This window comes from Ramlibacter sp. JJN2-2R, from assembly GCF_057747835.1.
The window spans coordinates 2,645,031-2,669,193 of sequence record NZ_CM173226.1 but is presented as its reverse complement, the minus strand read 5'-3'; the positions used below and the strand labels follow the sequence as shown (position 1 = coordinate 2,669,193).

The window sequence follows — 24,163 nt, the reverse complement described above, 5'->3', positions numbered from 1 at the left end:
GCGGTGCCCCCGCTGCGTTGCTTCCTCGCGGCATCCCGACGGGAGACCCGATTGGCCAACGGGCGGACTATAAGCGCAAGATGTGACGCGCCCAAGGCAGCGCGACGGGAAAGCAAGGCGCGCGAAAGTAAAATCAGGGTTAATCCCGAGCCTTCACTTTTCCCAACCCAGAACACAAGATGTCCCTCGACAACGTCACCCCCGGCAAGCATGTTCCCGACGCCTTCAACGTGATCATCGAGATCCCGATGAACGCCGACCCCGTGAAGTACGAGGTCGACAAGGAGACCGGCGCCATCTTCGTGGACCGCTTCATGAGCACGTCCATGCATTACCCGACCAACTACGGCTACGTGCCCAAGACGATCGCCGGCGACGGCGACCCGGTGGACGTGCTGGTGATCACGCCGGTGCCGCTGATCCCCGGCGTGGTGGTCAGCTGCCGTCCGATCGGCATCCTGAAGATGCAGGACGAGGCCGGCGACGACGCCAAGGTGCTGGCCGTGCCGGTGGACAAGGTGCTGGCCATCTACACCCAGTGGCAAAAGCCCGAGGACCTGAACCCGCTGCGCCTGAAGACCATCTCCCATTTCTTCGAGCACTACAAGGACCTGGAGCCGAACAAGTGGGTCAAGGTGCTGGGCTGGGAAGGCCCCGAGAGCGCCAAGCAGGAAGTGCTGGCCGGCATCGCCAACTACAAGAAGGCGCAGGGCCAGGGCGCCTGAGGCGTTCGCCAGCGAAAGACAGGAGCCGGGCGATGCCCGGCTTTTTTCATGGCGAGTCTGTCAGCGCGCGGGATCGGGGAACAGCAGGCCCTGCAATCCGAGCAGCGAGGGCCGCCGGAACGGCCGCCAGTCGTGCGGCGGCTGCGCCAGCCGGTCCGCGACCGCCCACCACGCGGCGGGATTGAGCCCGAGGCCGAAATGGCTGGCCACCACCTCGATGTTCTCGGTGCGGCCGTGGTCGGGATGCTGGACGCTGCCTTGCCACGCGACGATGCCGTCGCTGCGCGAGTAGATGCTGCTGGTGGGCAGCGGCGGGGCGGTTGGCAGGTCGAACCGCTCCGCCTCGCGCTGGATGTCGCGTCCGCTGGCCAGTTGGTAGAGCCGCCAGGCGTTGGTCGACCGGGGCGGGCCGGCGAAGGGCGTGCCCAGCGTGACCACGCAGCGCACCAGGTCCGGCAGCTCCTTGGCCAGTTCGCGCGCATAGATGCCGCCCAGGCTCCAGCCGATCAGGCTCACCTTGCCGCCGGTGCGCTCGCACAGCGCCTGCAGTCCGTTCCTGGCCCGTGCCAGCACGCCGCCGCGCGGGCCGAAATTGATGCCCTGGTCCCAGCCGCGGGTGGCGTAGCCGAGCGAATCGAGGTAGCGGCGCAGCGGCAGCGTGCTGCCGTCCGAGGCGGACAGGCCGGGGAACACGATCGCGCCGTGGCCGTCGCCGGCCGGCGCGCCTTGCAGCACCGGCCAGGCGGGCAGCAGTGCGCCGAACTCCCAGGGGGCGCGCAATTCCAGGGTCAGCATGGCCAGGCTGGGCGGGGGCAGGTCGGCGGGAGGGCGTTGCTGGGACTTCGTGGACATCTCTTGGCGGCCGCGCGTCAGGTGGCAGGGCGCAGCGCGACATTGGCAGCCGTCGCATGCCGCCGGGCCCTGGGCCGCCATCCTTGGAGCGGCGAGTCGGGCGCAGTGTTCCTCAAGCCTTTCGCGCCGCCGGCGTCGCCTTTCCGGCGGGCCGCGCCGTCGCGCGCCGCGTGCGGCGGGCCGGGGTGGGGTTGGGCATCCGCGGGCCGAAGACCACCAGCGCCTCGAGCCACGCCGCCTCGATGCCGCGCGCGAGGTCGTGCAGCCGGGGCAGCGCCGCGGCGTCGCCGACCAGGCCGAAGTCGACGCGGCCGGCGTAGGTCTGCACCGTGATGTTCAGCGCCAGCCCGTGCAGGATGATCGACATCGGATGGAAGGTCAGCATGCGCGCGCCGGCCAGGTACAGCGGGGCCGGCGGTCCGGGCACGTTGCTGATCACCACGTTGGCCAGCACGGGCAGCCGCTGCGCGACTCCCGCACGGCCGTAGGCCTGCAGGGCCCACCGCCCGGCCCCCCCGACCAGCCAGGGCGCCAGCAGAGAGGGATAGTCGGTCGGCAGCACCGTCTTCAGGCCGACGAGGGCGCCCTTGACCTTGCCGGTGGAGTGCAGGATGGCCTGCATGCGTGCCACCGGGTCGGCGAGGTGCGTGCCCAGCTGCACCAGCGACATCGACGCCTGCGTGCCCATCTCCTGGTTGCCGGCCTCGCGCAGGCTCACGGGCATGGCGGCGACCAGCGGCTGTCGCGGCACCGTGCCGTGCCGGGCGAGGAAGTCGCGCAGCGCGGTGGCGCAGACCCAGAGCACCAGGTCGTTGAAGCTGCCGCCGGCTTCGCGGGCCAGTTCGCGGGCGGGTCCGAACGGCAGGGTCGCGGTGGCGAAGGCGCGGCGGGGCCCGATGCCGACGTTGAACATCGTGTGCGGCGCCAGGCGCAACGGCACCTTCGAGGGGCCGGCCCGGCGCAACGACTGCCCGGCCACCGCGCCGAGCGAGGAGAGCGCCTGCGGCACGGCCCGGGCCAGCCGGACGTATTGGGCGAGCGAGTTCGACAGCACCTGGCCGACCAGGTGGCCGACGCGCAGGTCGTCCAGGGGGGCGCTGCGGGCATCAGGCGGCGGCACGTCGCGCGGGATCGGCCCGAGGTCGAGCAGCGCATGGGCCAGCAGCGTTCCGGCCTTGCCGTCGAGCGCCGCATGGTGGATCTTGGAATGGAACGCGGCCAGGCGCCCCCGCACCTGCATGCCGCGCGGCGGCGCCACGTCGTCGAAGACATGGAACTGCCACAGCGGCCGGCCGCGGTCCATCAGCTCCCCGTGCAACCCGGCTGCGATCGACTCGACCCGATGCACCGACAGGCGCGAGCCCGGCACCTGGCGGACGTGGAAGTCCAGGTCGATGTCCTGCGCCTGCACCCACCCCGGATGGCCGAAGCCGAGCGGCATGGCGGCCAGCCGGCGCGTGAACAGCGGCACCAGGTGCAGGCGGCGGGCGATGTGGTCCCGCACCGCCTGGTGGAAGCTGCCGCGAAAGCCCTCGGGCAGCAGGTGCAGCGAGCCGACGTGCATCGGCGTCTCGGGGGTCTCCAGGTACAGGAACGTGGCGTCCAGGCCGCTGAGCGTCTTCATGGTGGCGCCTCCACGGCCCACGATACGCCCGTTGCCGCCGACGCGGTGCCCGGGCCGGCGGTCCGCCTCAGGCGTCCGGCTGCCGGAAGGGTGAGCGCGCCTCCAGGTGGTCCAGGTAGTGCTCGATGCCCTGGCCTTCGCGATCCAGGAACCGTTCCACCGCATCGGCGAAGGCCGGATGCGCCAGCCAGTGCGCGCTGTGCGTCTTCACCGGCATCAGCGCGCGCGCCATCTTGTGCTCGCCCTGCGCGCCCCCCTCGAAGCGCTGCACGCCGTGCTCGACGCACCACTGCAGCGGCTGGTAGTAGCAGGCCTCGAAGTGCAGGCAGTCCACCCGCTCCAGCGCCCCCCAGTAGCGGCCGTAGGCGGCCTGCGGCCCGCCGGCCGCATCGCGGGACAGGGCGATCAGGCTGGCGGCGATGTCGCGGCCGCCACGCCGGGCGATGAACAGCAGCCAGTGGGCGGGCAAGTCGCGCGCCACTCGGCGGAAGAAATCGCGCCGCAGGTAGGGCGGGTTGCCGTGCTCGCGGTACGTGCGCTCGTAGCAGCGGTAGAAGAAGTCCCAGTCGGCCTCGGTGATGCGCTCGCCCTCGAGCGCGCGGAAGGTCACGCCGCCCTCGGACACCTTGCGGCGCTCCTGGCGGATCTTCTTGCGCTTGTCCTGCGCCAGGCTGGCCAGGAAATCGTCGAACGTGGCCCAGCCGTGGTTGGTCCAGTGGAACTGGACCGTGTGGCGCGCCATCAGCCCGGCGTCGGCGCAGGCCCGGACGTCCGCGTCCGACAGGAACAGCAGGTGCAGCGACGACAGGCCGTTCTGCTTGCACAGCGCCACCAGCAGGTCGACCAGGGCCCGGCGCGCGCCGTCGTCGCGGGCGAGCAGCCGCGAGCCGGGCACCGGCGTGAACGGCACCGCGACCAGGCCCTTTGGGTAGTAGGCCAGCCCGTGCTGCTCGTAGGCGTTGGCCCAGGCCCAGTCGAATACGTACTCGCCGTACGAGTGGTCCTTCAGGTACAGCGGACAGGCCGCCTGCAGGCTGTCGCCGCGCCAGAGGGTCAGGTAGCTCGGCGTCCAGCCGCTGCGCGCCGTCGCACTTCCGCTGTCGTGCAGCGCGGCCAGGTACTCGTGGCGCATGAAGGGCGTGGGCGCGTCCTGCGAGCCCAACAGCGCGTTCCATGCGTCCGCGTCCACCTCCGACGGCGCGGCGCAGAGCCGGATGACATAATCGTTCGGGTCGTTCTTCACTGCTGACAATGGCCCTTCACATCTGCATCGCCCAGCTCAACCTGATCGTGGGCGACATGCCGGGCAATGCGCAGAAGATCATCGCCTCCGCCCGCCAGGCCTACGAGCGCGGCGCGCGCCTGGTTCTCACCCCCGAGCTGTCGATCTGCGGCTATCCCGCCGAGGACCTGCTGCTGCGGCCGGCGTTCATCGCCGCCTGCGATGATGCCCTGAAGACGGTGGCCCACGAACTGGCCGGGTTAAAGGGCCTGCACGTGGTGGTCGGCCATCCGGTGGGCGGCGACGTGCGCAGCCGCTCGGTGCAGGTGCAGCGCCGGCTCAACGCCGCCAGCGTGCTGTGCGAAGGCCGCGTGCTCGAGACGTATGCCAAGCGCGAGCTGCCCAACTACCAAGTGTTCGACGAGCGCCGCTACTTCACGCCGGGCAAGGGCATCTGCGTGTTCCAGTGCGAAGGCGTCAGCGTCGGCCTGCTGATCTGCGAGGACGCCTGGTTCGACGAGCCGGCCATGCTGGCGCGCGAGTCCGGCGCCGAGTTGCTGGCCGTCATCAATGCGTCGCCGTACCACGCGGGCAAGGGCGGCGAGCGCATCGCCCGCATGGCCGAGCGGGCCCGCGCGGTCGGCTTGCCGCTGGTCTACGCCCACCTGGTCGGCGGGCAGGACGAGGTCGTCTTCGACGGCGGGTCGTTCGCGGTCGGCGCCGACGGCACGCTGGCCGGCCGCGCGCCCTCGTTCCGCGAGGACCTGTTCCATCTCACCGCGCACCAGGCGTCGGACGGGCTGGCGCTGACCGCGCCCATCGCCCCCGAGCGCGAGCCCGAGGCCGAACTGTGGGACGCGCTGGTGCTGGGCGTGCGCGACTACATCGGCAAGAACGGCTTCCCTGGCGTGCTGCTGGGCCTGTCGGGCGGCATCGACTCGGCCCTGGTGCTGGCGATCGCCGTCGATGCGCTGGGCAAGGACAAGGTGCGCGCGGTCATGATGCCGTCGCCCTACACGGCCGACATCTCCTGGATCGACGCGCGCGACATGGCCGCCCGGCTGGGCGTGCGCTACGACGAGATCTCGATCGCGCCGCAGTTCGAGGCGTTCAAGGCCGCGCTGGCCGGCGAGTTCCGGGGCCTGCCGGAGGACACGACCGAGGAGAACATCCAGGCCCGCATCCGCGGCGTGCTGCTGATGGCGCTGTCGAACAAGTTCGGCAGCATCGTGCTCACCACCGGCAACAAGAGCGAGATGGCCACCGGCTACTGCACGCTGTACGGCGACATGGCCGGCGGCTTCGCCGTCATCAAGGACGTGTTCAAGACCGCGGTGTTCGCACTGGCGCGCTGGCGCAACCGCAACGACCCCTACGGCACCGGCGCCGACCCGATCCCCGAGCGGATCATCACGCGCCCGCCCAGCGCCGAACTGCGGCCCGGCCAGGTGGACCAGGACAGCCTGCCGCCCTACGAGGTGCTGGACGCGGTGCTGGCGCGCTACCTGCAGGACGACGAGGGCGTGGAGCAGATCGTCGCCGCCGGATTCGACCGCGCGGTGGTGGAGAAGGTCGCGCGGCTGGTGCGCATCAACGAATACAAGCGCCGCCAGGCGCCGGTGGGCATCCGCGTGACGCACCGGGGCTTCGGCAAGGATTGGCGCTATCCTATTACCGGCAAGTTCCGCGCGTAGAGGGATATCGAGGACATGAAACAGATCACCGCCATCGTCAAGCCGTTCAAGCTGGAGGAAGTGCGCGAGGCGCTGGCCGAGTGCGGCGTCACCGGCCTGACCGTGACCGAGGTCAAGGGCTTCGGCCGGCAGAAGGGCCACACGGAGCTGTACCGCGGCGCCGAGTACGTGGTGGACTTCCTGCCGAAGGTGAAGGTGGAAGTGGTGGTCAAGGACGACGACGTCGAGCGCTGCGTCGATGCCATCGTCAAGGCCGCGCGCACCGGCAAGATCGGCGACGGCAAGATCTTCATCACCAGCGTCGAGCGCGTCGTGCGCATCCGCACCGGCGAGGCCGACGAGTCGGCGATCTGACGGCCGGCGGCGCGGCCGCCGCGGCTAGATCTGCGAGAGGTCCTGCGCCTGCGGGGGCTTGGCGCCCTCGGCCAGGGCCTGCAGCAGCGGGTCGACCTCGGCGCCCACCCGGATCAGGTCCATCTGCCAGTCGTTCATGAAGCCGGCCGTGATGCTGGCGCCCAGGAACTGCAGCAGCGGGGCGTAGTAGCCGGCGGTGTCGAGCAGGCCGACGGGCTTGTCGTGGTAGCCCAGCTGCCGCCAGGTCCAGACCTCGAAGAACTCCTCGAACGTCCCGATGCCGCCCGCCAGCGCCAGGAAGGCGCCGGCGCGCTCGGCCATCATCCGCTTGCGGTCGTGCATGGTCTCGACGATGTGCAGCTCGGTGCAGTCGCGCTTGGCGAACTCCTTGTCGACCAGGGCCTGCGGGATGACGCCGATCACGGTGCCCCCGGCCTCGAGCGTGGCGTCGGCCACCGTGCCCATGAGGCCGTTGTTGCCGCCGCCGTAGACCAGCTGGCCGCCGCGTTCGCCGATCCAGCGGCCGACGTCGCGCGCCGCCCGGGCGAAATGCTCCGGCACGCCGTTGCGCGAGCCGCAGTAGACACAGATCGAGAACGGCGCGGTCATCGGGCGAAGCGCTCCGCGATGGCGGCCGTCCAGATGCCCAGGGCCAGCAGCAGGCTGAGCATGACGGCGGCGCTGCCCATGTCCTTGGCGCGCTTGGACAGCGCGTGCCACTCGGGGCCGACACGGTCGACGACGGCTTCGATGCCGGTGTTGAGCAGCTCGACGATCATGACCAGCAGCACCGAGCCGGCCAGCAGCGCGACCTGCACCCAGCCCTGCCCGAGCCAGAACGCCAGCGGCAGCAGGACGAGCGCGGCGCAGGCTTCCTGCCGGAAGGCGGTCTCGCCCCAGCCCGCGCGCAGGCCCTGCAGCGAGTAGCCGGTGGCGTGCCAGACGCGGCTCAATCCGCTGCGGGTCTTCTGGGGATGGACGGGTGGGAGCACTTCGGACGACGGTGACATGCGCTCATTGTCCACGACCGCGCGATGCGGTCAGCGGGGCGCGGAGACGAGCCGGGTGCCGGCCAGGGCGTCGTGCCAGAACTGCCGTTGCGGATGCAGGCGGCTGGCCGCGGCCCAGGCCACCACCCAGCCGACGATGACCAGCGCGTCGGCCCGGCCGCCCAGGTGCAGCGGAGCCAGCAGCACCAGCGGCGGCAGGAACCACAGCCAGCTGCACACGTAGCGCAGGGCCGCGCGCTGTTGCGTGAGCGGGCGCCCGGCGCGGTCGACCACGCGGATGTGCCAGGTCTTCATGGCGAGCGTCTGCCCGCGGCTCCAGAACCAGGCGAAGTAGATGCCGACCACGACGGCCAGGAACGCGATGAGCAGGGGCCGGCGGGGATCGATGCCGCTGCGCATCTGGCCCAGGGTGCTGAACAGCCAGCCGGCCACGAACACGATGGCGAACAGGAGCAGCCCTTCGTACAGCCAGGCCGCCATGCGGCGCGCCAGCGCCGGGGCGGTGAGGTCGGGCACCGCCGGGCCGGCGCCCTCGGTCGGCGTCTGCGACAGGCGGGAGGCCACGGTCAGTTGGCCTGCGTCGGGGGGGCCGCCGGCGCCGCCGGTGGCACGGCGGCCGGCGGCTCGCCCGCCGAACCGGCCACGATGCGCGGCGAGGTCGTGCCGCGGCTGCCGCGTGGCACGTGGGCGAGTTTTTGCGGCGACACCGGCCGCACGGCGGCGGCGGTGGGCGGCGTCTTGGCTGCCGCGCCGGCGGCGAGCTTGCGCTTTTCCTCGGGGGACAGGGCCTGGTAGGCCTCCCACTTGGCCTTCTTCTCGCTGGCCGGCACGCTCTTGGTCTCGGCAAAGTTCAGGCGGGCCTGCGTGCGCTGCTGGGGACTGAGCGTCGCCCATTCGGTCATGCGGCTGTGCAGCTTGGCCTGTTCCTCGGGCGAGAGGCGCTGGTAGTTGCTCGACAGGGCGAGCCACTTGCGCTTTTGCGCCTCGCTCAGGGTGTTCCAGGCCGGGGCCAGCGGCCGCAGGGCCTGCTGCTGCGAGACGTTCAGTTCGGCCCAGGCGGGGCGGGTCGCGGCCTTGGCGGTCTGGGCGGCCACCTTGCCCGTGCCCGGCCGCGTGGGCGCAGCCGGCGCGGAGGCGCCGGCCATGGGGGCGGGGGGCTGGGAGAACGCGGCGGCGCACGCGAGGGCGCCGATGGCGCCCAGCCAGAAGCGCAGCGCCTTGGTCCGGGTCGCTGCGTGGGGTGGGGGGCGATGGCCTGGCACGCGCCGCCCCTCGGTCAGTGTTCGGACTTGAGGAACTGGACGAAGCCGGGGTCGGCGTAGGCCGAGGGCGGCAGGTCGTCGGTGAGGAGGGCCGCGTCGACTTCGGCCACTTCCTTGGCGCGGCGCTCGTTCTGCACCACGTGGATGGTGACCAGCCCGGCGGCCAGCACGATCAGGGGCAGGGCGGACGCGAGGCGCTGCCAGAGGCTCATGCGCTCGTTGCCGGTGCCCAGGGTGGCCTGCCCGTCGGCGGACACGTGGACCTCGCGGACGGGCTGCAGCGGGGTCATCTTGCGGCCGGCGAGCGCCTGCACGCGGGCGGCGCGCAGCCGCTCGGAGATGTCGTGCGGCAGCTCGAGCGTGGCGGCATCCAGCCGGCGCGCCACGCGGCTGCCGAACTGGTCCTGGCGGGCGAGCGCCAGATCACGGTTGACGACGACATTCATGCTTGTAATCCCTTTGCCTTCAGAGCTTTGCTGAGGGCCTGGACTGCCCGGGAACAGTGTGTCTTGACACTGCCTTCCGAACAACCCATGGCCGCCGCCGTTTCGGCCACGTCCATGTCCTCCCAGTAACGCATCAGGAATGCTTCGCGTTGACGCGCCGGCAGGGCCAGGATCTCCGTTTCGATTTCCCGCAAGATCTGCGCCCGGCGGGTGACGTCCTCGGCACTCTCCGCCTGCTGAGAACCCTCCACGGCCGTATAAGTTTCCAGGAGGTCGAAATCTCCGTCCTCGGAGGCCGATTCGAAGTCGCTCAGGTTGGAGAACAGCGCGTTGCGGGTCTTCTGGCGCCGGAACCAGTCCAGCGTGCAGTTGGACAGGATGCGCTGGAACAGCATCGGGAGCTCGGCGACCGGCTTGTCGCCGTAGTGCTCGGCCAGCTTCATCATGCTTTCCTGCACGATGTCCAGGGCCGCTTCCTCGTCCCGCACGTGGTAGACGGATCGCTTGAAGGCCCGCTTCTCGACGCTCTTGAGGAAGTCGGAAAGTTCTCGTTCGGTGGCCAAGGCGGGCGGGAAGTGCGGGTGCGCCGCAGCGCTGTCGTGAGGTTGGGGTCGGTGTCGGCGCGCGATTATGGCACCGGGGCGGCCTGCTGTCGGGCTGGGCCGTCCGCGTGGTGCGATAATGGCCGCTGCAAGTCAAAAGGCAAACGAATCCGGATCCGGCGCAGCGACTGGCGCGCCCATGGCCCGAGGTTCTAAGTCCCGACGCAGCCTCACGAGGGTGTGCGAAGGGGCACCAAACGGTGTTTCGTTCCCGAAACTCGAAAGGTTGAAGATGGAAATCAGCAAGGCGGAGCTCACCTCCGCGGCGGCCGCCACGGCCGGCACCCCCGCTCGGGCCAGCGCACTGGAGTTGCGCGGCGCCGAAGTCCTCGTCAAGTCCCTGCAGGCCGAAGGCGTCAAGTACGTCTGGGGCTACCCGGGCGGCGCGGTCCTCCACATCTACGACGCGTTCTACAAGCAGGACACGATCCAGCACGTGCTGGTGCGCCACGAGCAGGCGGCCGTGCACGCGGCCGACGGCTACGCCCGCGCGACCGGCGACGTCGGCGTGGCCCTGGTCACCTCGGGCCCGGGCGTCACCAACGCGGTGACCGGCATCGCCACCGCGTACATGGACAGCATCCCGATGGTGATCATCACCGGCCAGGTGCCGGTGCCGGCCATCGGGCTGGACGCGTTCCAGGAGTGCGACACGGTGGGCATCACGCGCCCGATCGTGAAGCACAACTTCCTGGTCAAGGACGTGCGGCAGCTCGCCGACGTGCTGAAGAAGGCCTTCCACATCGCCCGCAGCGGCCGCCCCGGCCCGGTGGTGGTGGACATCCCGAAGGACGTGTCGTTCAACAAGACCGCCTGGACCGGCTATCCGGACAAGGTGGAGATGCGCTCGTACAACCCGGTGCGCAAGGGCCACGGCGGCCAGATCCGCAAGGCGCTGCAGCTGCTGCTGGCGGCCAAGCGGCCCTACATCTACACCGGCGGCGGCGTGGTCCTGGGCAACGCCACCGGCGAGCTGCGCCAGCTGGTCGACCTGCTCGGGTATCCGTGCACCAACACCCTGATGGGCCTGGGCTCCTATCCGGGCAACGACCGCAAGTTCCTGGGCATGCTGGGCATGCACGGCACGCTCGAGGCGAACAACGCCATGCAGAACTGCGACGTGCTGCTGGCCGTGGGCGCCCGTTTCGACGACCGGGTGATCGGCAACCCGCGCCACTTCGCACAGAACGAGCGCAAGATCATCCACATCGACATCGACCCCTCCAGCATCTCCAAGCGGGTGAAGGTCGACATCCCCATCGTCGGCGACGTGCGCGAAGTGCTGGGCGAGATGATTTCGATGATCCGCGAATCCGGCGCGCGCCCCGATGCGCCGGCGCTGGCCGCGTGGTGGAAGACGATCGAGGAGTGGCGCGGCCGCGACTGCCTGCGCTACGACCGCGACAACCGCGACGTGATCAAGCCGCAGTTCGTGATCGAGACGCTGGCGAAGCTGACCCGCGGCGTGGACACGTACATCACCTCGGACGTGGGCCAGCACCAGATGTGGGCCGCCCAGTACTACAAGTTCGACGAGCCGCGCCGCTGGATCAACTCCGGCGGCCTGGGCACCATGGGCGTGGGCATCCCCTACGCGATGGGCATCAAGCTGGCCCGGCCGGACAGCGAGGTGTACTGCGTCACCGGCGAGGGCTCGGTGCAGATGTGCATTCAGGAGCTGTCGACCTGCCTGCAGTACAAGACGCCGATCAAGATCGTCTCGCTGAACAACCGCTACCTGGGCATGGTGCGCCAGTGGCAGCAGCTCGATTACGAGGGCCGCTACAGCCACAGCTACATGGACGCGCTGCCCAACTTCGTCAAGCTCGCCGAGGCCTACGGCCACGTGGGCATGCTGATCGAGCGGCCGCAGGACGTCGAGCCCGCGCTGCGCGAGGCGCGCAAGCTCAAGGACCGCACGGTGTTCATGGACTTCCGCACCGACCCGACGGAGAACGTGTTCCCGATGGTCCAGGCCGGCAAGGGCATCACCGAGATGCTGCTGGGCAGCGAAGACCTGTAACCCCCCGGCCGCGCCGCCCGGCGGCGGACGCGGCTTCCCTGACGAATCTATTGGCTTGCCGAGCCCGTCGCTTACCGGCGGCGGGGGAGGGCACCGAAAAGAGGAATCGCGCCATGAAACACATCATCGCCGTGCTGCTGGAAAACGAACCCGGCGCACTGTCCCGCGTCGTGGGCCTGTTCTCGGCCCGCGGCTACAACATCGAATCGCTCACCGTGGCGCCGACGGAGGACCCGTCGCTGTCGCGCATGACGATCCAGACCACCGGGTCGGACGACGTCATCGAGCAGATCACCAAGCACCTGAACCGCCTGATCGAGGTGGTCAAGGTGGTCGACCTCACCGAGGGCGCCTACACCGAGCGCGAGCTGATGATGGTGAAGGTGCGGGCCGTCGGCAAGGAGCGCGAGGAGATGAAGCGCATGGCCGACATCTTCCGCGGCCGCATCATCGACGTCACCGAGAAGAGCTACACGATCGAGCTGACCGGCGACCAGTCGAAGAACGACGCCTTCCTCGAGGCGATCGACCGCACCGCCATCCTCGAGACCGTGCGCACCGGCGCCAGCGGCATCGGCCGCGGCGAGCGCGTGCTGCGCGTCTAGCAATGACCCACCCCCGAAGCGCCTGCGGCGCCTCCCCCTCGAGGGGGCGCCACCAGCGGCCCGGCAAAGCCGGCTCCGCGGTGGCCCGCGATTCGGTGGTTGGTGTTCGTGCGCCGCAGGCTACGCGCAGCGTGGTTTCAATCTGATTTTTCTGGAGAGACTCATGAAGGTTTATTACGACAAGGACTGTGACCTGAGCCTGATCAAGGGCAAGACGGTCGCCATCATCGGCTACGGCTCGCAGGGCCATGCGCACGCGCAGAACCTGAACGACAGCGGCGTGAAGGTCGTCGTCGGCCTGCGCAAGGGCGGCGTCTCCTGGCCCAAGGTCGAGAAGGCCGGCCTGAAGGTGGCCGAAGTCGCCGAGGCCGTGAAGTCCGCCGACGTGGTGATGATCCTGCTGCCCGACGAGCAGATCGCCGCGGTCTACAAGAACGACGTCGAGCCGAACATCAAGCAGGGCGCCTCGCTGGCCTTCGCGCACGGCTTCAACGTGCACTACGGCCAGGTCGTCCCGCGTGCCGACCTGGACGTGTGGATGGTCGCGCCCAAGGCGCCCGGCCACACCGTGCGCAGCACCTACACCCAGGGCGGCGGCGTGCCCCACCTGGTGGCCGTGCACCAGGACAAGAGCGGCAAGGCCCGTGACCTGGCGCTGTCGTACGCCATGGCCAACGGCGGCGGCAAGGCCGGCATCATCGAGACCAACTTCCGCGAGGAGACCGAGACCGACCTGTTCGGCGAGCAGGCCGTGCTGTGCGGCGGCACCGTGGAGCTGATCAAGGCCGGCTTCGAGGTGCTGGTGGAAGCCGGCTACGCCCCCGAGATGGCGTACTTCGAGTGCCTGCACGAGCTCAAGCTGATCGTCGACCTGATCTACGAGGGCGGCATCGCGAACATGAACTACTCGATCTCCAACAACGCGGAGTACGGCGAGTACGTCACGGGACCGCGGATCGTCACCGACGAGACCAAGGCGGAGATGAGGAAGGTCCTGCGCGACATCCAGACCGGCGAGTACGCCAAGAGCTTCATCCTCGAGAACCGGGCCGGCGCCCCCACGCTGCAGTCCCGCCGGCGCCTGACGGCCGAGCACCAGATCGAGGTGGTGGGCGAGAAGCTGCGCGCCATGATGCCCTGGATCAAGGCCAACAAACTCGTCGACAAGGCCCGCAACTGACCTTGCAGTGCGGCCGCAGGCCGCACGCAAGGTCATCCCGGCGAACGCCGGGATCCACGTTCGACGCCCCGGCCTCGTCCCGGCGCACGCCGGGATCCCCGCCCGACACCCGCGCCTCATCCCGGGCCACGCCCGGACCCCGCCGACACCCAGGCGAGACCCGGCCAACGCCGCGATCCCCACTCCGACAGGCCGCCCCCGGGCGGCCTGTCCCTTGTCGCGTTTACACTCGCCCCCCATGCACGACGGCACCACGAACACGGACACCAGCCCCGAGGAAGGCGTCGTGGTGCGCAAGCGCCGCAAGGGCATCTACATCCTGCCCAACCTGTTCACGCTGGCGGCCCTGTTCGGGGGCTTCTTCGCCGTCGTGATGGCCATGAACCAGCGCTTCGACCTGGCTGCCAGCGGCGTGTTCGTCGCCATGGTCCTGGACAGCCTGGACGGCCGCGTGGCCCGCATGACCAACACCCAGAGCGCGTTCGGCGAGCAGATGGACTCGCTCTCGGACATGGTCTCGTTCGGCGCCGCCCCGGCCCTGATCGCCTACGAATGGGCCCTCAAGGGGCTGGGCCGCTGGGGCTGGATCGCCGCCTTCGTCTACTGCGCCTGCGCGGCCCTGCGGCTGGCGCGCTTCAACGTCAACACCGGCGTGGTCGACAAGCGCTACTTCCAGGGCCTGCCGTCGCCCGCGGCCGCGGCGCTGGTCACCGGCTTCATCTGGCTGATGACCGACTACGGCGTCAAGGGCTACGAGGTGTCCTGGGTCATGTTCGCCTTCGCGCTGTACGCCGGCCTGACGATGGTCACCAACGTGCCGTTCTACAGCTTCAAGGACATCTCGATGAAAAAGAGCGTGCCCTTCGTCGTGATCGTGCTGATCGCGCTGGGCATCGCCGTCATCAACATCGACCCGCCGGTGGTCCTGTTCGTCCTGTTCTGCGTCTACGGCCTCTCGGGCTACGCGCTGTACGGCTGGCGCAAGGCCAAGGGCCAGCGTGTCAGCGTCATCAGCACCTCGACGGACGAGCCCGAGGAAAGCGGCCTGCACCGCTGAACGGCCGCCGTGGCACTTGTGCTAAAGTCATCCGCGATGCACCTGATTTCGCTGGCTCTACTGCTATCCCCCCACGGGCGGAGACGGTAGCGCGCGCGTTCCTACCTCACTCGACGGCCCGTTTGCACCAGCAGCGGGCCGTTTTGTTTTTGGGGCTGCTGGTTCACCACCGAGACGAAAGACGACCATGTCCATGTTGAAGAACCCCGCCAGCAAGTACCGGCCGTTCGCGCCGGTCGCCCTGAAGGACCGCACCTGGCCCGACGCCGTGATCGGCCGCCCGCCGGTGTGGTGCAGCGTGGACCTGCGCGACGGCAACCAGGCGCTGATCGAGCCGATGGACATCGCCCGCAAGCTGCGCATGTTCCAGACGCTGGTGCGCATCGGGTTCAAGGAGATCGAGGTCGGCTTTCCCTCGGCCTCGCAGGTGGAATTCGATTTCGTGCGCAAGCTGATCGTCGAAGACCTGGTGCCGCCGGACGTCACCATCCAGGTGCTGACCCAGGCGCGCGAGCCGCTCGTGCGCCGCACCTTCGAGGCGCTGCGGGGCGCGCGCCGCGCCATCGTGCACCTGTACAACGCCACCGCGCCCGTGATGCGCGAGGTGGTGCTGGGCCTGGACGAGGACGGCATCGTCGAGCTGGCCACCAGCCAGGCCCGCCTGTTCCAGGAGCTCGCCGCGCGGCAGCCGGGCACGGAGTGGGTGTTCCAGTATTCGCCCGAGATGTTCTCCGGCACCGAGCTGGCGTTCGCCAAGCGCGTCGTCGACGCCGTCACCGACGTCTGGCAACCGACGCCCGCGCGCAAGTGCATCGTCAACCTGCCCTCGACGGTGGAGCACTCGACGCCGAACATCTTTGCCGACATGGTCGAGTGGATGCACCGCAACCTGGCGCGGCGCGACAGCATCGTGCTGTCGGTGCACCCGCACAACGACCGGGGCACCGGCACGGCGGCCGGCGAGTTCGCGGTCATGGCGGGCGCCGACCGACTGGAAGGGTGCCTGTTCGGCAACGGCGAGCGCACTGGCAACCTGGACCTGGTGAACGTCGCGTTGAACCTCTACACGCAGGGCGTGCATCCGGGCCTGGATTTCTCCGACATCGACGAGATCCGGCGCGACGTGGAGCACTGCAACCAGCTGCCGGTGCACCCGCGCCACCCGTACGTGGGCGACCTGGTTTACACGTCGTTCTCCGGCTCGCACCAGGACGCGATCAAGAAAGCCTTCGGCGCGCGCAAGGAAGGCGACATCTGGGACATGCCGTACCTGCCCATCGATCCCAAGGACCTGGGCCGCAGCTACGAGGCCGTCATCCGGGTGAACAGCCAGTCGGGCAAGGGCGGCATCTCGTACCTGCTGGAGAGCGAGTACGGGCTCGAGCTGCCGCGGCGCCTGCAGATCGAGTTCAGCCAGGTGGTGCAGGCCGTGATGGATGCGAGCGGCAAGGAGCTCTCGGCGCGCGAGCTGTTCGAGCTGTTCGAGCGCGAATACGGCGTGCGCGGCGTGGCATCGCCGCGCCACCAGGTGCTGGAGCAGTCCGGCGGCGCCGACGGCAAGCGGGTGACGCTGGCCGCCGATGTGACGGTGGCCGGCCGCCAGCTGGCCGTGCAGGGCGCGGGCAACGGGCCGATCGATGCCTTCGTCCAGGGGCTGGCCGCGGCCACCGGGCAGGAGCTGCGCGTGCTGGACTACCACGAGCATTCGATCGGCGCCGGCGCCAACGCGCAGGCCGTCGCCTACCTGGAGCTGCGGGTGGCCGGGCGCACGCTGTTCGGCGTCGGCATGGATGCGAACATCGTGTCCGCGTCGCTCAAGGCCATCGTGTCCGGCCTGCAGCGCGCCCAGGCCGGCGGCAAGCAGGTGCCGGCCCCCGAAACGACGCCCGCGAAATGAGGACCCCCATGGCCGACAAACTGATCATCTTCGACACCACCCTGCGCGACGGCGAGCAGTCGCCCGGCGCCTCGATGACCAGGGACGAGAAGCTGCGCATCGCGCGCCAGCTCGAGCGCCTGCGCGTCGACGTGATCGAGGCGGGCTTCGCCGCCAGCTCCAACGGCGATTTCGAGGCCGTGCAGGCGATCGCCGCGGCGATCAAGGATTCGACCATCTGCTCGCTGTCGCGCGCGAACGACCGCGACATCGCGCGGGCCGCCGAAGCCCTGCGGGGCGCCAACAGCGCCCGCATCCACACCTTCATCGCCACGTCGCCGCTGCACATGGAAAAGAAGCTGCGGATGACGCCCGAGCAGGTGCTCGAGCAGGCCCGGCTGTCGGTCCGCTTCGCCCGCAACCTCTGCGGCGACATCGAGTTCTCCCCCGAGGACGGCTACCGCAGCGAGATGGACTTCCTGTGCCGCGTGCTGGAGGCCGTCATCGCCGAGGGCGCGACGACGATCAACGTGCCCGACACGGTGGGCTATGCGGTACCGCAGCTCTACGGCGAATTCATCCGCACGCTGCGCGAGCGGATCCCGAACTCGGACAAGGCGATCTGGTCGGTGCACTGCCACAACGACCTGGGCATGGCCGTGGCCAACTCGCTCGCGGGCGTGAAGATCGGCGGCGCCCGCCAGGTCGAATGCACGATCAACGGGCTGGGCGAGCGCGCGGGCAACTGTTCGCTCGAAGAGGTGGTGATGGCGGTGAAGACCCGCAAGGACTACTTCGGCCTGGAGGTGGGCATCGACACCCGCCACATCGTCGCGGCCAGCCGCATGGTGAGCCAGACCACCGGCTTCGTCGTCCAGCCGAACAAGGCGGTCGTGGGCGCGAACGCCTTCGCGCACGCGAGCGGCATCCACCAGGACGGCGTGCTCAAGGCGCGCGACACCTACGAGATCATGCGCGCCGAGGACGTGGGCTGGACGGCCAACAAGATCGTGCTGGGCAAGCTGTCGGGCCGCAACGCGTTCAAGCAGCGCCTGCAGGAGCTGGGCGTCCAGCTCGACAGCGAGGCCGAGGTCAATGCCGCGTTCGCCAAGTTCAAGGAACTGGCGGACCGCAAGAGCGAGATCTTCGACGAGGACATCCTGGCGCTCGTCAGCGACGAGGCCGTCACGCACGAGCAGGAGACGTTCCGCCTCGTGTCGCTGGCCCAGCACAGCGAGACGGGCGAGCGCCCGCATGCCGTGGTCGTGTTCACGGCCGACGGCAAGGAGGTGCGCGGCGAGTCCGACGGCAACGGCCCGGTGGACGCGTCGCTCAAGGCCATCGAGGCGCACGTCAAGAGCGGCGCGGAGATGGTGCTGTATTCGGTCAACGCCATCAGCGGCTCGACCGAGAGCCAGGGCGAGGTCACGGTCCGGTTGCAGAACTCGGGCCGGGTGGTCAACGGCGTGGGCGCCGACCCCGACATCGTGGTCGCGTCGGCCAAGGCCTACCTGAGCGCCCTCAACAAGTTACAAAGTAAAGCTGAGCGGGTGGCTGCACAAGGTTAGGGTTGTGTCCATATAATTCGGCCGCGGCTTAGGAAAGTAGCCTAAGTCGTTGATGTTGCGTCATTTTTACTGCTCAGCTAGACTGCTGGGCAGGGTCAAAAGGGACCACCAGGAGTCTTTTGATGCATGCAGCGCCGCCGAATGCCGTGAGCAAGACCTTCACCCGACTCCTCCACACCGTGGCGGCGATCTCCATCGCCGCCGCCCTCCTGCCCGCCACCGCCGAGGCGGGCGTTCGCAAGCCGATCGCCAAGAAGGCTCGCGTTTCCAAGACCATCGTCGCCACCAAGCGCCGCTCGGTCGTGATCGCGGCCAAGCCGTCGTTCGGCCAGATCGCCGGGCTGCACGGCAAGCACGACGAGCTGGCGCTTCGCTCGGCCGTCGCCCTGGTCATCGACCAGGACACCCGCGAGGTGCTGTTCTCCAAGAACGACCAGGCCGTGCTGCCGATCGCGTCGCTGACCAAGCTCATGACGGGCCTGGTCATCAGCGAGGCCAAGCTGCCGATGGACGAGGTGATCACCATCACCCAGGACGACGTCGACACCGAGAAGGGCAGCAGCTCGCGCCTGCGCGTGGGCACCACGCTCACCCGCGCCGAAGCCCTGCACCTGGCCCTGATGTCGAGCGAGAACCGCGCGGCGCACGCGCTGGGCCGCACGTATCCGGGTGGCCTGCAGGCGTTCGTCGGCCTGATGAACACCAAGGCCCAGATCCTGGGCATGAAGGACACGCAGTACGTCGATCCGACGGGCCTGTCCAGCCGCAACCAGTCGAGCGCGCACGACCTCGCGACGCTGGTGAACACCGCCTACCAGGATCCGCAGCTGCGCGAGTACTCGACCTCGCCGGGCTACCAGTTCGCGATGGGCAAGCGCACCCTGCAGTACAACAACACCAACCGGCTGGTGAAGAACCCCGACTGGGAGATCGGCCTGCAGAAGACGGGCTACATCTCCGAGGCCGGCCAGTGCCTGGTGATGCAGGCCAAGGTCGCCGGCCGCAAGCTGATCATGGTGTTCCTGGATTCGGCCGGCAAGTTGAGCCGCATCGCCGATGCCGAGCGCGTCCGCCGCTGGGTGGAGACCAATGCGCCCGCGGGCGCCGCGATGAGCGTTACGCCGGCGACGTCGTCGGTCATCCGGCAGGTCAGCGGCTAGCCGTCCTGCCTCCCATGCAAAACGGCGCCCGCGGGCGCCGTTTGCTTTTGGGGCGGACCGGTTGGCGCTAGGCGGCCACGCGCTGCGCCGGCGCCTTGTGCCCCAGCGCCGTGGAGATCTCGTTGGCCGTGGCCTGCAGCTTGGTGAGCCAGCCTTCGTCCAGGCGGTCGGCCGGCGCCGAGATCGACAGGCCGGCCACCAGCTTGCCCTGGTCGTCGTAGATGCCCGCGGCCATGCAGCGCACGCCCAGCTCCAGTTCCTCGTTGTCGCGGGCGATGCCGTACTGGCGCGCCTTGGCCAGCTCGCGCTCCAGCGCCTGCAGCTGCGTGATGCTGTTGCGCGTGTGACCGGGCAGGCCGGTGCGGGTGGCATAGGCGCGCACGCGCTGCGGATCGTCCGCGGCCAGGAACAACTTGCCGGTGGAGGTCAGGTGCAACGGCGCGCGGCCGCCGATCGCCCGCACCACCTGCATGCCCGAGCGCTCGCTGTACGCGCGCTCGACGTAGATGATCTCGTCGCCTTGCCGCACCGACAGGTTGACCGGCTGCTGGATCAGCTTGTGCAGCTCGCGCATCGGCGTGAGCGCCGCGTCGCGGACATTCAGGCGGGCCTTCACCAGGTTGCCCAGTTCGAGCAGGCGCATGCCCAGGCGGTAGCTGCCGGCCTCGGGCCGGTCGACGAAGCGCCCGACGGCCAGGTCGTTCAGGATGCGGTGCGTCGTCGACGGATGCAGGCCGGTCTTCTCGCTGATCTCCTTGAGCGAGACAGCCTCCTCGCGCGAGGCGAGGACGTCGATCAGCGCGAACATGCGCTCGATGACCTGGATGGTGGGGGTGGCGGCTTGGCCGCTGTCTTGCTTTCGCATGGGAGTGCTCGCGCGTCCCACATTTTATCTTGTGAAATCAGGCCGGACGCAAGCCCTCGTCCACCCAGGTGCCCTCGTGCAGCACCTGATGCGGGCGAAAGCGCGCCTTGTAGCTCATCTTCGGGCTCTCGGCGATCCAGTAGCCCAGGTACACGTGCGGCAGCTTGAGCTTGCGGGCCTGGTCGATCTGCCACAGCACGCTGTAGGTGCCGTAGCTGGCCGCCGAGTCGGGCTCGTAGAAGGTGTAGACGGCCGACAGGCCGTCGCCCAGCACGTCGAGGATGGACACCATGCGCAGCGCGCCCGGCGAGCCGTCGGGCAGGGTGTCGCGGAATTCGACCAGCCGCGAGTTGACCCGGCTTTGCAGCAGGAACTGGGTGTACTGGTCGATGCTGTCGTGGTCCATGCCGCCGCCCGCGTGGCGGCCGCTCTGGTAGCGCAGGTACAGCTGGTAGTGCTCCGGCACGAAGCACAGCTTGAGGACGCGTGCCTGCAGGGTCTGGTGCCGCGCCCAGGCGCGGCGCTGGCTGCGGTCGGGCCGGAAGGCCTGCGCCAGCACGCGCAGCGGCACGCACGCGCGGCAGCCGTCGCAATACGGCCGGTAGGTGAACATGCCGCTGCGGCGAAAGCCGTTGGTGACCAGGTCGGAGTACGCGTCGTTGTGGATCAGGTGGCTGGGGGTGGCCACCTGCGATCGCGCCTGCTTGCCCGGCAGGTAGCTGCACGGGTAGGGTGCCGTCGCGTAGAACTGCAGTGTCTGGAGCGGAAGGTCCTTGAGGTGCGTCACGCGGCAGGCTTCGGCAACACGAGTTCGCTCCAGTATACGGGCTCGAATTTCCACTGCGGGGCGGGCAGCTTCGCGCGTTGCGCCACCGCCGCGACGAACGCGCCGCGGGGCACCTCGCGCGCGCCCATCGAGGCCAGGTGCCCGGTGTTCTGCTGGCAGTCGATGAAGTCGATGGCGTGCGCGCGGCAGAAGGCGACCAGGGCCGCCAGGGCGATCTTGGACGCATCGGTCGCGCGGGTGAACATCGACTCGCCGAACACGGCCCGGCCGATGTTCACGCAGTAGAGACCGCCCGCCAGTTCGCCGTCGATCCAGGTCTCCACGCTGTGCGCGTGACCGGCCGCATGGAACGCCTCGTAGGCCCGCACCATGTCCGGCACGATCCAGGTGCCGGACTGGCCCTCGCGGGCGCTGCCCGCGCACGCGCGGATGACGCGATGGAACGCGCTGTCGATGCGCACCTCGCAGCGCGGGTCGGCGATGAATTTCTGCAGCGTCTTGCGCAACGAGCGGTGCAGCCGGAACTCGGCCGTGAACAGCACCATGCGCGGGTCGGTGCTCCACCACAGGATCGGCTGGCCCTCGCTGAACCAGGGAAAGATGCCGCCGCGGTAGGCGCGCTCGAGCGTCTGCACGTCCAGGGCGCCGCCGGCCGCGAGCAGTCCCGGCGCGGGCTGCGAGTCGTCCCACGCCTGCGAGGCGTCGGGGAACGGGTCACCGGGATCGAGCCAGGGAAGCTTCATGGGGACGGGCACACGCCAGAGCAGGATGCCATTGTGGCGAAACCCGGACGCGGGCCGGTGCCGCGCGACCGGGCCCTCACTGCTGCACAGCGCCTCTCCGGGCCGCGGCCGCGAATTGGGGGCGACCCGCGCTGCCGAGTCGCAAGCCGCAACGGACTTTGCCCTGCGGTCACACGCCCGGGGCGCCGCATTCACCGGCCGGGCGCACGCTGCAGCCGTGTGCACTGCAAGGAGTCCCATCATGCAACGCAGGAACGTGCTGGCGGCCGCCGCGGCGGCGCTTGCCTCCGGCTTCACCGCGACGTCGTTCGCGCAGCCGCGTCCCGATGCCGGCCACCGGGCCGAAGGGCCTCCACGCCGGATCGAGCCGGGCCGGCCACGGATCGACAACCGCCCGGGCCCGGAGCACCGGCCCGGGCCGCGCCCCGACGGCCGCCCCGGCCCGCGTGGCGATGACCGGCGCGACTGGGAACGTGACCGGCGCGACTGGGACCGCGGCCGCCGCGACGACGACCGCCGCCGCCCGGACTATCGCGAGGGACCGCGCGGCCCCGAGTGGCACCGCGGCGGGCACCTGCCGCCGCAGTACCGCAGCCGCTCGTATGTCGTCGAGAACTGGCCGATCTACCGCCTGCCGCCGCCGCCCTACGGCCACTACTGGGTGGCCGTCGGGGGCGACTTCCTGCTGGTCGCCATCGCCACCGGGCTGATCGTGCAGGTGATCGTCATGCAGTGAGCGCGAGGGCGTCGTGTCGGAACCGGCCTACAAGTCCGCCGGCCGGTGTCCGACAGATCGACGGGTTGTTGAGCCCGAACATGAACTCATGAACACGTCGAAGCAACCGCAGTCGCCGCTGCCCGGGCAAACGTTCATCGACCGCTCCGGCCAGCGCTGGTGGGTCCGGTGCGAACGGCCGGGCGCAGCCGGACAGTTCGTGATCGAAGCCCAGGTGAAGGGCAGCAGTTACCCGCGCGTGGACCTCTACGTCATGACCGAGCGGGAGTTCGTCGAGCATGCGCGCGCCTCGGACCTGCGGCCGGGTCCGGCGCGATCGCACAGGGAACGCTCGACGCCCAGGTCCGGCGCGCGGGCGGGCTGACCCCGGCGCCGGCTCACCGGGGCGGGCAGCCGGCGGGCGCCGCCTCGATGTAGATGCGCCGAATCTTCGGGAAGCGCGCCCGGATCCGGCCCTCGGCGCGCTGCACGGCTTCGGCCGTCTCGCCGACCGCCCGGTCCGGGCGGAAGGTCACGGCGCCCGTCACCAGCACCTCGTCGGTGCCGATGTACATCGACAGCAGCGGCCCGACTTCGCCGCCGCCGGACTCCTCGCGCAGGATCTCGCGGATGGCCTGCGCCGTCTCGGGACGCACGCCTTCGCCCACCAGCAGGCCGCGCGACTCGCGGATCAGCAGCACGGCCACCCCGGCCAGCAGCAGGCCGATCAGGACCGAGGCCACGCCGTCGAGCGCCGGCATCCGCAGCCAATGGCTGAGGAACACCCCGAGCCCGGCGATCGCCAGTCCGGCCAGCGCGGCCGAGTCCTCCGCGACGACGGTGTAGGTGGAGGGATCCTTGCTCCGGCGCAGCGACTCCCACGCGCCGTCGTCGCCGATGCGCTGCCGGCGCAGCTGGCGCCAGGCGACGACCAGGCTGGCGCCCTCGAACACGGCGGCGGCCGCGAGCACCACGTAGTTCCAGAACGGGTCCGCGGTCATCTCCGCGGGCTTGCGGATGTGCATCACGCCCTCGTAGATCGACACGCCGCCGCCCAGCCCGAAGATCAGCACGCCGACGATCAAGCTCCAGAAGTACAGCTCCTTGCCGTGCCCGAACGGATGCTCGGGCGAGGGAGGGCGCTCGCTGCGCCGCATGCCCACCAGCAGCAGCACCCCGTTGCCGGTGTCCACGACCGAGTGGACGGCCTCGGACAGCATCGCCGAACTGCCGGTGACGCCCGCGACCGCGAACTTGGTCGCCGCGATGGCCAGGTTGGCCGCGATCGCGCCGTACACCGCCATCTTGGATTCGGCCATGCCGGATGCTAGGCCCGGGCCGCCTGCTCGGCTGTCGGAGGCCGCCGCCAGGCCGCCATCGACGCTGGCCGACCATCCGCGGCCTGGCCAGTGCCTCGCCGCATGGGCTGCACCCGCGACCCCACAATCGGGCCATGAGCGATCCCCTGTTGCGCCTGGTGCAGGTCGAGATGCCGTACGGAAAGCACAAGGGCACGCCGATCGCGGACCTGCCCGGGAACTACCTGACCTGGTTCGCCCGCGAGGGCTTCCCGCGCGGCGAGATCGGCCAGCTCCTGGCCCTCATGCACGAGATCGACCACAACGGCATGCGGCACCTGCTGGACCCGCTGCGTCCGCCGAGGCGCTGACCTCGATCTCGACCGCGAGGCGGCGCCCCTGCCCGTGCCCGGTTGCCGCGAAAAGTGCGCGGCCTTGGGGCTCGCAGGCAACACCCGTGCGACGTGGTGGGCGGCTGCCGCCGGCCGGCCGAGG

At 69.8% G+C, this 24,163-nt stretch carries 26 protein-coding genes; 13 read left to right on the top strand and 13 right to left on the bottom strand.

The genetic code is table 11. The annotated features are described in order from the left end of the window. The first annotated feature begins 179 nt into the window (after positions 1-179). On the top strand, positions 180-725 hold the full coding sequence (ppa, locus tag AC3ANR_RS13000; protein ID WP_488288525.1) for an inorganic diphosphatase: 546 nt from the start codon (positions 180-182) through the stop codon (positions 723-725). A 60-nt stretch (positions 726-785) separates the two neighbouring features. Here the strand turns inward: ppa and AC3ANR_RS12995 are convergent, their stop codons facing one another. From AC3ANR_RS12995 to AC3ANR_RS12985, 3 genes are all read right to left on the bottom strand, one after another. Continuing rightward, positions 786-1,577 carry an esterase/lipase family protein gene (locus tag AC3ANR_RS12995; RefSeq protein ID WP_488288524.1) on the bottom strand — a complete coding sequence of 264 codons (792 nt, stop codon included), beginning with the start codon at positions 1,575-1,577 and terminating at the stop codon, positions 786-788. A gap of 112 nt (positions 1,578-1,689) precedes the next feature. Beyond that, positions 1,690-3,201, bottom strand: a complete 1,512-nt coding sequence (locus AC3ANR_RS12990; RefSeq protein ID WP_488288523.1) for a wax ester/triacylglycerol synthase family O-acyltransferase — start codon at positions 3,199-3,201, stop codon at positions 1,690-1,692. A 67-nt stretch (positions 3,202-3,268) separates the two neighbouring features. Next, a complete protein-coding gene (locus tag AC3ANR_RS12985; protein WP_488288522.1) occupies positions 3,269-4,444 on the bottom strand; it encodes a GNAT family N-acetyltransferase in 1,176 nt (391 codons plus the stop codon). 8 nt (positions 4,445-4,452) lie between these two features. Between AC3ANR_RS12985 and AC3ANR_RS12980 the strand changes: the two genes are divergently transcribed. Continuing rightward, positions 4,453-6,117 carry an NAD+ synthase gene (locus tag AC3ANR_RS12980; RefSeq protein ID WP_488288521.1) on the top strand — a complete coding sequence of 555 codons (1,665 nt, stop codon included), beginning with the start codon at positions 4,453-4,455 and terminating at the stop codon, positions 6,115-6,117. A 15-nt stretch (positions 6,118-6,132) separates the two neighbouring features. Beyond that, complete coding sequence (locus AC3ANR_RS12975; protein ID WP_488288520.1) at positions 6,133-6,471, top strand: P-II family nitrogen regulator; 339 nt, start codon at positions 6,133-6,135, stop codon at positions 6,469-6,471. A 24-nt stretch (positions 6,472-6,495) separates the two neighbouring features. On the opposite strand, the gene AC3ANR_RS12970 is transcribed toward AC3ANR_RS12975, so the two are convergent. From AC3ANR_RS12970 to AC3ANR_RS12945, 6 genes are all read right to left on the bottom strand, one after another. Next, positions 6,496-7,080 carry an LOG family protein gene (locus AC3ANR_RS12970; RefSeq protein ID WP_488288519.1) on the bottom strand — a complete coding sequence of 195 codons (585 nt, stop codon included), beginning with the start codon at positions 7,078-7,080 and terminating at the stop codon, positions 6,496-6,498. Beyond that, complete coding sequence (locus AC3ANR_RS12965; protein WP_488288518.1) at positions 7,077-7,481, bottom strand: diacylglycerol kinase; 405 nt, start codon at positions 7,479-7,481, stop codon at positions 7,077-7,079. The genes AC3ANR_RS12970 and AC3ANR_RS12965 overlap by 4 nt, the downstream gene beginning before the upstream one ends. Positions 7,482-7,511: 30 nt before the next feature. Beyond that, the gene (locus AC3ANR_RS12960) at positions 7,512-7,961 is read right to left on the bottom strand and encodes an RDD family protein (protein WP_488291809.1); all 450 of its coding nucleotides are present in this window, start codon (positions 7,959-7,961) and stop codon (positions 7,512-7,514) included. An 86-nt stretch (positions 7,962-8,047) separates the two neighbouring features. Continuing rightward, positions 8,048-8,743: a DUF3106 domain-containing protein gene (locus tag AC3ANR_RS12955; RefSeq protein ID WP_488288517.1), complete on the bottom strand. Its 696-nt coding sequence runs from the start codon at positions 8,741-8,743 to the stop codon at positions 8,048-8,050. A 14-nt stretch (positions 8,744-8,757) separates the two neighbouring features. Continuing rightward, entirely contained in the window at positions 8,758-9,189 is a 432-nt protein-coding gene (locus tag AC3ANR_RS12950; protein ID WP_488288516.1) for a DUF3619 family protein, read from the bottom strand. Next, positions 9,186-9,752 (bottom strand): RNA polymerase sigma factor, encoded by a 567-nt coding sequence (locus AC3ANR_RS12945; protein ID WP_488288515.1) that lies wholly within the window; start codon positions 9,750-9,752, stop codon positions 9,186-9,188. The genes AC3ANR_RS12950 and AC3ANR_RS12945 overlap by 4 nt, the downstream gene beginning before the upstream one ends. Before the next feature lie 271 nt (positions 9,753-10,023). Between AC3ANR_RS12945 and AC3ANR_RS12940 the strand changes: the two genes are divergently transcribed. From AC3ANR_RS12940 to AC3ANR_RS12910, 7 genes are all read left to right on the top strand, one after another. Further along, a complete protein-coding gene (locus tag AC3ANR_RS12940; RefSeq protein WP_488288514.1) occupies positions 10,024-11,814 on the top strand; it encodes an acetolactate synthase 3 catalytic subunit in 1,791 nt (596 codons plus the stop codon). A 113-nt stretch (positions 11,815-11,927) separates the two neighbouring features. Beyond that, positions 11,928-12,419 carry an acetolactate synthase small subunit gene (gene ilvN, locus AC3ANR_RS12935; protein ID WP_135265519.1) on the top strand — a complete coding sequence of 164 codons (492 nt, stop codon included), beginning with the start codon at positions 11,928-11,930 and terminating at the stop codon, positions 12,417-12,419. A 163-nt stretch (positions 12,420-12,582) separates the two neighbouring features. Further along, the gene (ilvC, locus tag AC3ANR_RS12930; protein ID WP_488288513.1) at positions 12,583-13,599 is read left to right on the top strand and encodes a ketol-acid reductoisomerase; all 1,017 of its coding nucleotides are present in this window, start codon (positions 12,583-12,585) and stop codon (positions 13,597-13,599) included. A 238-nt stretch (positions 13,600-13,837) separates the two neighbouring features. Further along, complete coding sequence (gene pssA / locus AC3ANR_RS12925) at positions 13,838-14,656, top strand: CDP-diacylglycerol--serine O-phosphatidyltransferase (protein WP_488288512.1); 819 nt, start codon at positions 13,838-13,840, stop codon at positions 14,654-14,656. A gap of 193 nt (positions 14,657-14,849) precedes the next feature. Beyond that, complete coding sequence (gene leuA, locus AC3ANR_RS12920; RefSeq protein WP_488288511.1) at positions 14,850-16,553, top strand: 2-isopropylmalate synthase; 1,704 nt, start codon at positions 14,850-14,852, stop codon at positions 16,551-16,553. A gap of 8 nt (positions 16,554-16,561) precedes the next feature. Continuing rightward, positions 16,562-18,100: a 2-isopropylmalate synthase gene (locus AC3ANR_RS12915; RefSeq protein ID WP_488288510.1), complete on the top strand. Its 1,539-nt coding sequence runs from the start codon at positions 16,562-16,564 to the stop codon at positions 18,098-18,100. Positions 18,101-18,222: 122 nt separating this feature from the next. After that, entirely contained in the window at positions 18,223-19,260 is a 1,038-nt protein-coding gene (locus AC3ANR_RS12910; protein ID WP_488288509.1) for a D-alanyl-D-alanine carboxypeptidase family protein, read from the top strand. A 67-nt stretch (positions 19,261-19,327) separates the two neighbouring features. Here AC3ANR_RS12910 and AC3ANR_RS12905 read toward each other — a convergent pair whose 3' ends face one another. The 3 genes from AC3ANR_RS12905 to aat are packed head-to-tail and all read right to left on the bottom strand — an operon-like array spanning position 19,328 to position 21,655. Continuing rightward, positions 19,328-20,125 (bottom strand): IclR family transcriptional regulator, encoded by a 798-nt coding sequence (locus AC3ANR_RS12905; RefSeq protein ID WP_488288508.1) that lies wholly within the window; start codon positions 20,123-20,125, stop codon positions 19,328-19,330. 37 nt (positions 20,126-20,162) lie between these two features. Continuing rightward, a complete protein-coding gene (locus AC3ANR_RS12900; RefSeq protein ID WP_488288507.1) occupies positions 20,163-20,912 on the bottom strand; it encodes an arginyltransferase in 750 nt (249 codons plus the stop codon). Continuing rightward, positions 20,909-21,655 carry a leucyl/phenylalanyl-tRNA--protein transferase gene (aat, locus tag AC3ANR_RS12895; RefSeq protein ID WP_488288506.1) on the bottom strand — a complete coding sequence of 249 codons (747 nt, stop codon included), beginning with the start codon at positions 21,653-21,655 and terminating at the stop codon, positions 20,909-20,911. Before aat ends, AC3ANR_RS12900 begins: the two co-directional genes overlap by 4 nt. A 241-nt stretch (positions 21,656-21,896) precedes the next feature. Between aat and AC3ANR_RS12890 the strand changes: the two genes are divergently transcribed. Together AC3ANR_RS12890 and AC3ANR_RS12885 are read left to right on the top strand one after the other, a co-directional pair. Continuing rightward, positions 21,897-22,391: an RcnB family protein gene (locus AC3ANR_RS12890; RefSeq protein ID WP_488288505.1), complete on the top strand. Its 495-nt coding sequence runs from the start codon at positions 21,897-21,899 to the stop codon at positions 22,389-22,391. 88 nt (positions 22,392-22,479) lie between these two features. Then, the gene (locus AC3ANR_RS12885) at positions 22,480-22,755 is read left to right on the top strand and encodes a hypothetical protein (RefSeq protein WP_488288504.1); all 276 of its coding nucleotides are present in this window, start codon (positions 22,480-22,482) and stop codon (positions 22,753-22,755) included. A gap of 13 nt (positions 22,756-22,768) precedes the next feature. Here the strand turns inward: AC3ANR_RS12885 and AC3ANR_RS12880 are convergent, their stop codons facing one another. Next, the gene (locus tag AC3ANR_RS12880; protein WP_488288503.1) at positions 22,769-23,689 is read right to left on the bottom strand and encodes a cation diffusion facilitator family transporter; all 921 of its coding nucleotides are present in this window, start codon (positions 23,687-23,689) and stop codon (positions 22,769-22,771) included. Between the two features lie 134 nt (positions 23,690-23,823). On the opposite strand from AC3ANR_RS12880, the gene AC3ANR_RS12875 reads away from it, so the two are divergent. Then, positions 23,824-24,039, top strand: coding sequence for a DUF3820 family protein (locus AC3ANR_RS12875; protein WP_488288502.1), 216 nt, complete (start codon positions 23,824-23,826; stop codon positions 24,037-24,039). Positions 24,040-24,163 lie beyond the last annotated feature (124 nt).

Coding starts and splice junctions, on each gene's coding strand:
- ppa (WP_488288525.1), top strand. CDS start 180: ATGTCCCTCGACAACGTCACCCCCGGCAAGCATGTTCCCGACGCCTTC.
- AC3ANR_RS12995 (WP_488288524.1), bottom strand. CDS start 1,577: ATGTCCACGAAGTCCCAGCAACGCCCTCCCGCCGACCTGCCCCCGCCC.
- AC3ANR_RS12990 (WP_488288523.1), bottom strand. CDS start 3,201: ATGAAGACGCTCAGCGGCCTGGACGCCACGTTCCTGTACCTGGAGACC.
- AC3ANR_RS12980 (WP_488288521.1), top strand. CDS start 4,453: ATGGCCCTTCACATCTGCATCGCCCAGCTCAACCTGATCGTGGGCGAC.
- AC3ANR_RS12975 (WP_488288520.1), top strand. CDS start 6,133: ATGAAACAGATCACCGCCATCGTCAAGCCGTTCAAGCTGGAGGAAGTG.
- AC3ANR_RS12970 (WP_488288519.1), bottom strand. CDS start 7,080: ATGACCGCGCCGTTCTCGATCTGTGTCTACTGCGGCTCGCGCAACGGC.
- AC3ANR_RS12965 (WP_488288518.1), bottom strand. CDS start 7,481: ATGTCACCGTCGTCCGAAGTGCTCCCACCCGTCCATCCCCAGAAGACC.
- AC3ANR_RS12960 (WP_488291809.1), bottom strand. CDS start 7,961: ATGGCGGCCTGGCTGTACGAAGGGCTGCTCCTGTTCGCCATCGTGTTC.
- AC3ANR_RS12950 (WP_488288516.1), bottom strand. CDS start 9,189: ATGAATGTCGTCGTCAACCGTGATCTGGCGCTCGCCCGCCAGGACCAG.
- AC3ANR_RS12940 (WP_488288514.1), top strand. CDS start 10,024: ATGGAAATCAGCAAGGCGGAGCTCACCTCCGCGGCGGCCGCCACGGCC.
- ilvN (WP_135265519.1), top strand. CDS start 11,928: ATGAAACACATCATCGCCGTGCTGCTGGAAAACGAACCCGGCGCACTG.
- ilvC (WP_488288513.1), top strand. CDS start 12,583: ATGAAGGTTTATTACGACAAGGACTGTGACCTGAGCCTGATCAAGGGC.
- pssA (WP_488288512.1), top strand. CDS start 13,838: ATGCACGACGGCACCACGAACACGGACACCAGCCCCGAGGAAGGCGTC.
- leuA (WP_488288511.1), top strand. CDS start 14,850: ATGTTGAAGAACCCCGCCAGCAAGTACCGGCCGTTCGCGCCGGTCGCC.
- AC3ANR_RS12915 (WP_488288510.1), top strand. CDS start 16,562: ATGGCCGACAAACTGATCATCTTCGACACCACCCTGCGCGACGGCGAG.
- AC3ANR_RS12910 (WP_488288509.1), top strand. CDS start 18,223: ATGCATGCAGCGCCGCCGAATGCCGTGAGCAAGACCTTCACCCGACTC.
- AC3ANR_RS12905 (WP_488288508.1), bottom strand. CDS start 20,125: ATGCGAAAGCAAGACAGCGGCCAAGCCGCCACCCCCACCATCCAGGTC.
- aat (WP_488288506.1), bottom strand. CDS start 21,655: ATGAAGCTTCCCTGGCTCGATCCCGGTGACCCGTTCCCCGACGCCTCG.
- AC3ANR_RS12890 (WP_488288505.1), top strand. CDS start 21,897: ATGCAACGCAGGAACGTGCTGGCGGCCGCCGCGGCGGCGCTTGCCTCC.
- AC3ANR_RS12885 (WP_488288504.1), top strand. CDS start 22,480: ATGAACACGTCGAAGCAACCGCAGTCGCCGCTGCCCGGGCAAACGTTC.
- AC3ANR_RS12880 (WP_488288503.1), bottom strand. CDS start 23,689: ATGGCCGAATCCAAGATGGCGGTGTACGGCGCGATCGCGGCCAACCTG.
- AC3ANR_RS12875 (WP_488288502.1), top strand. CDS start 23,824: ATGAGCGATCCCCTGTTGCGCCTGGTGCAGGTCGAGATGCCGTACGGA.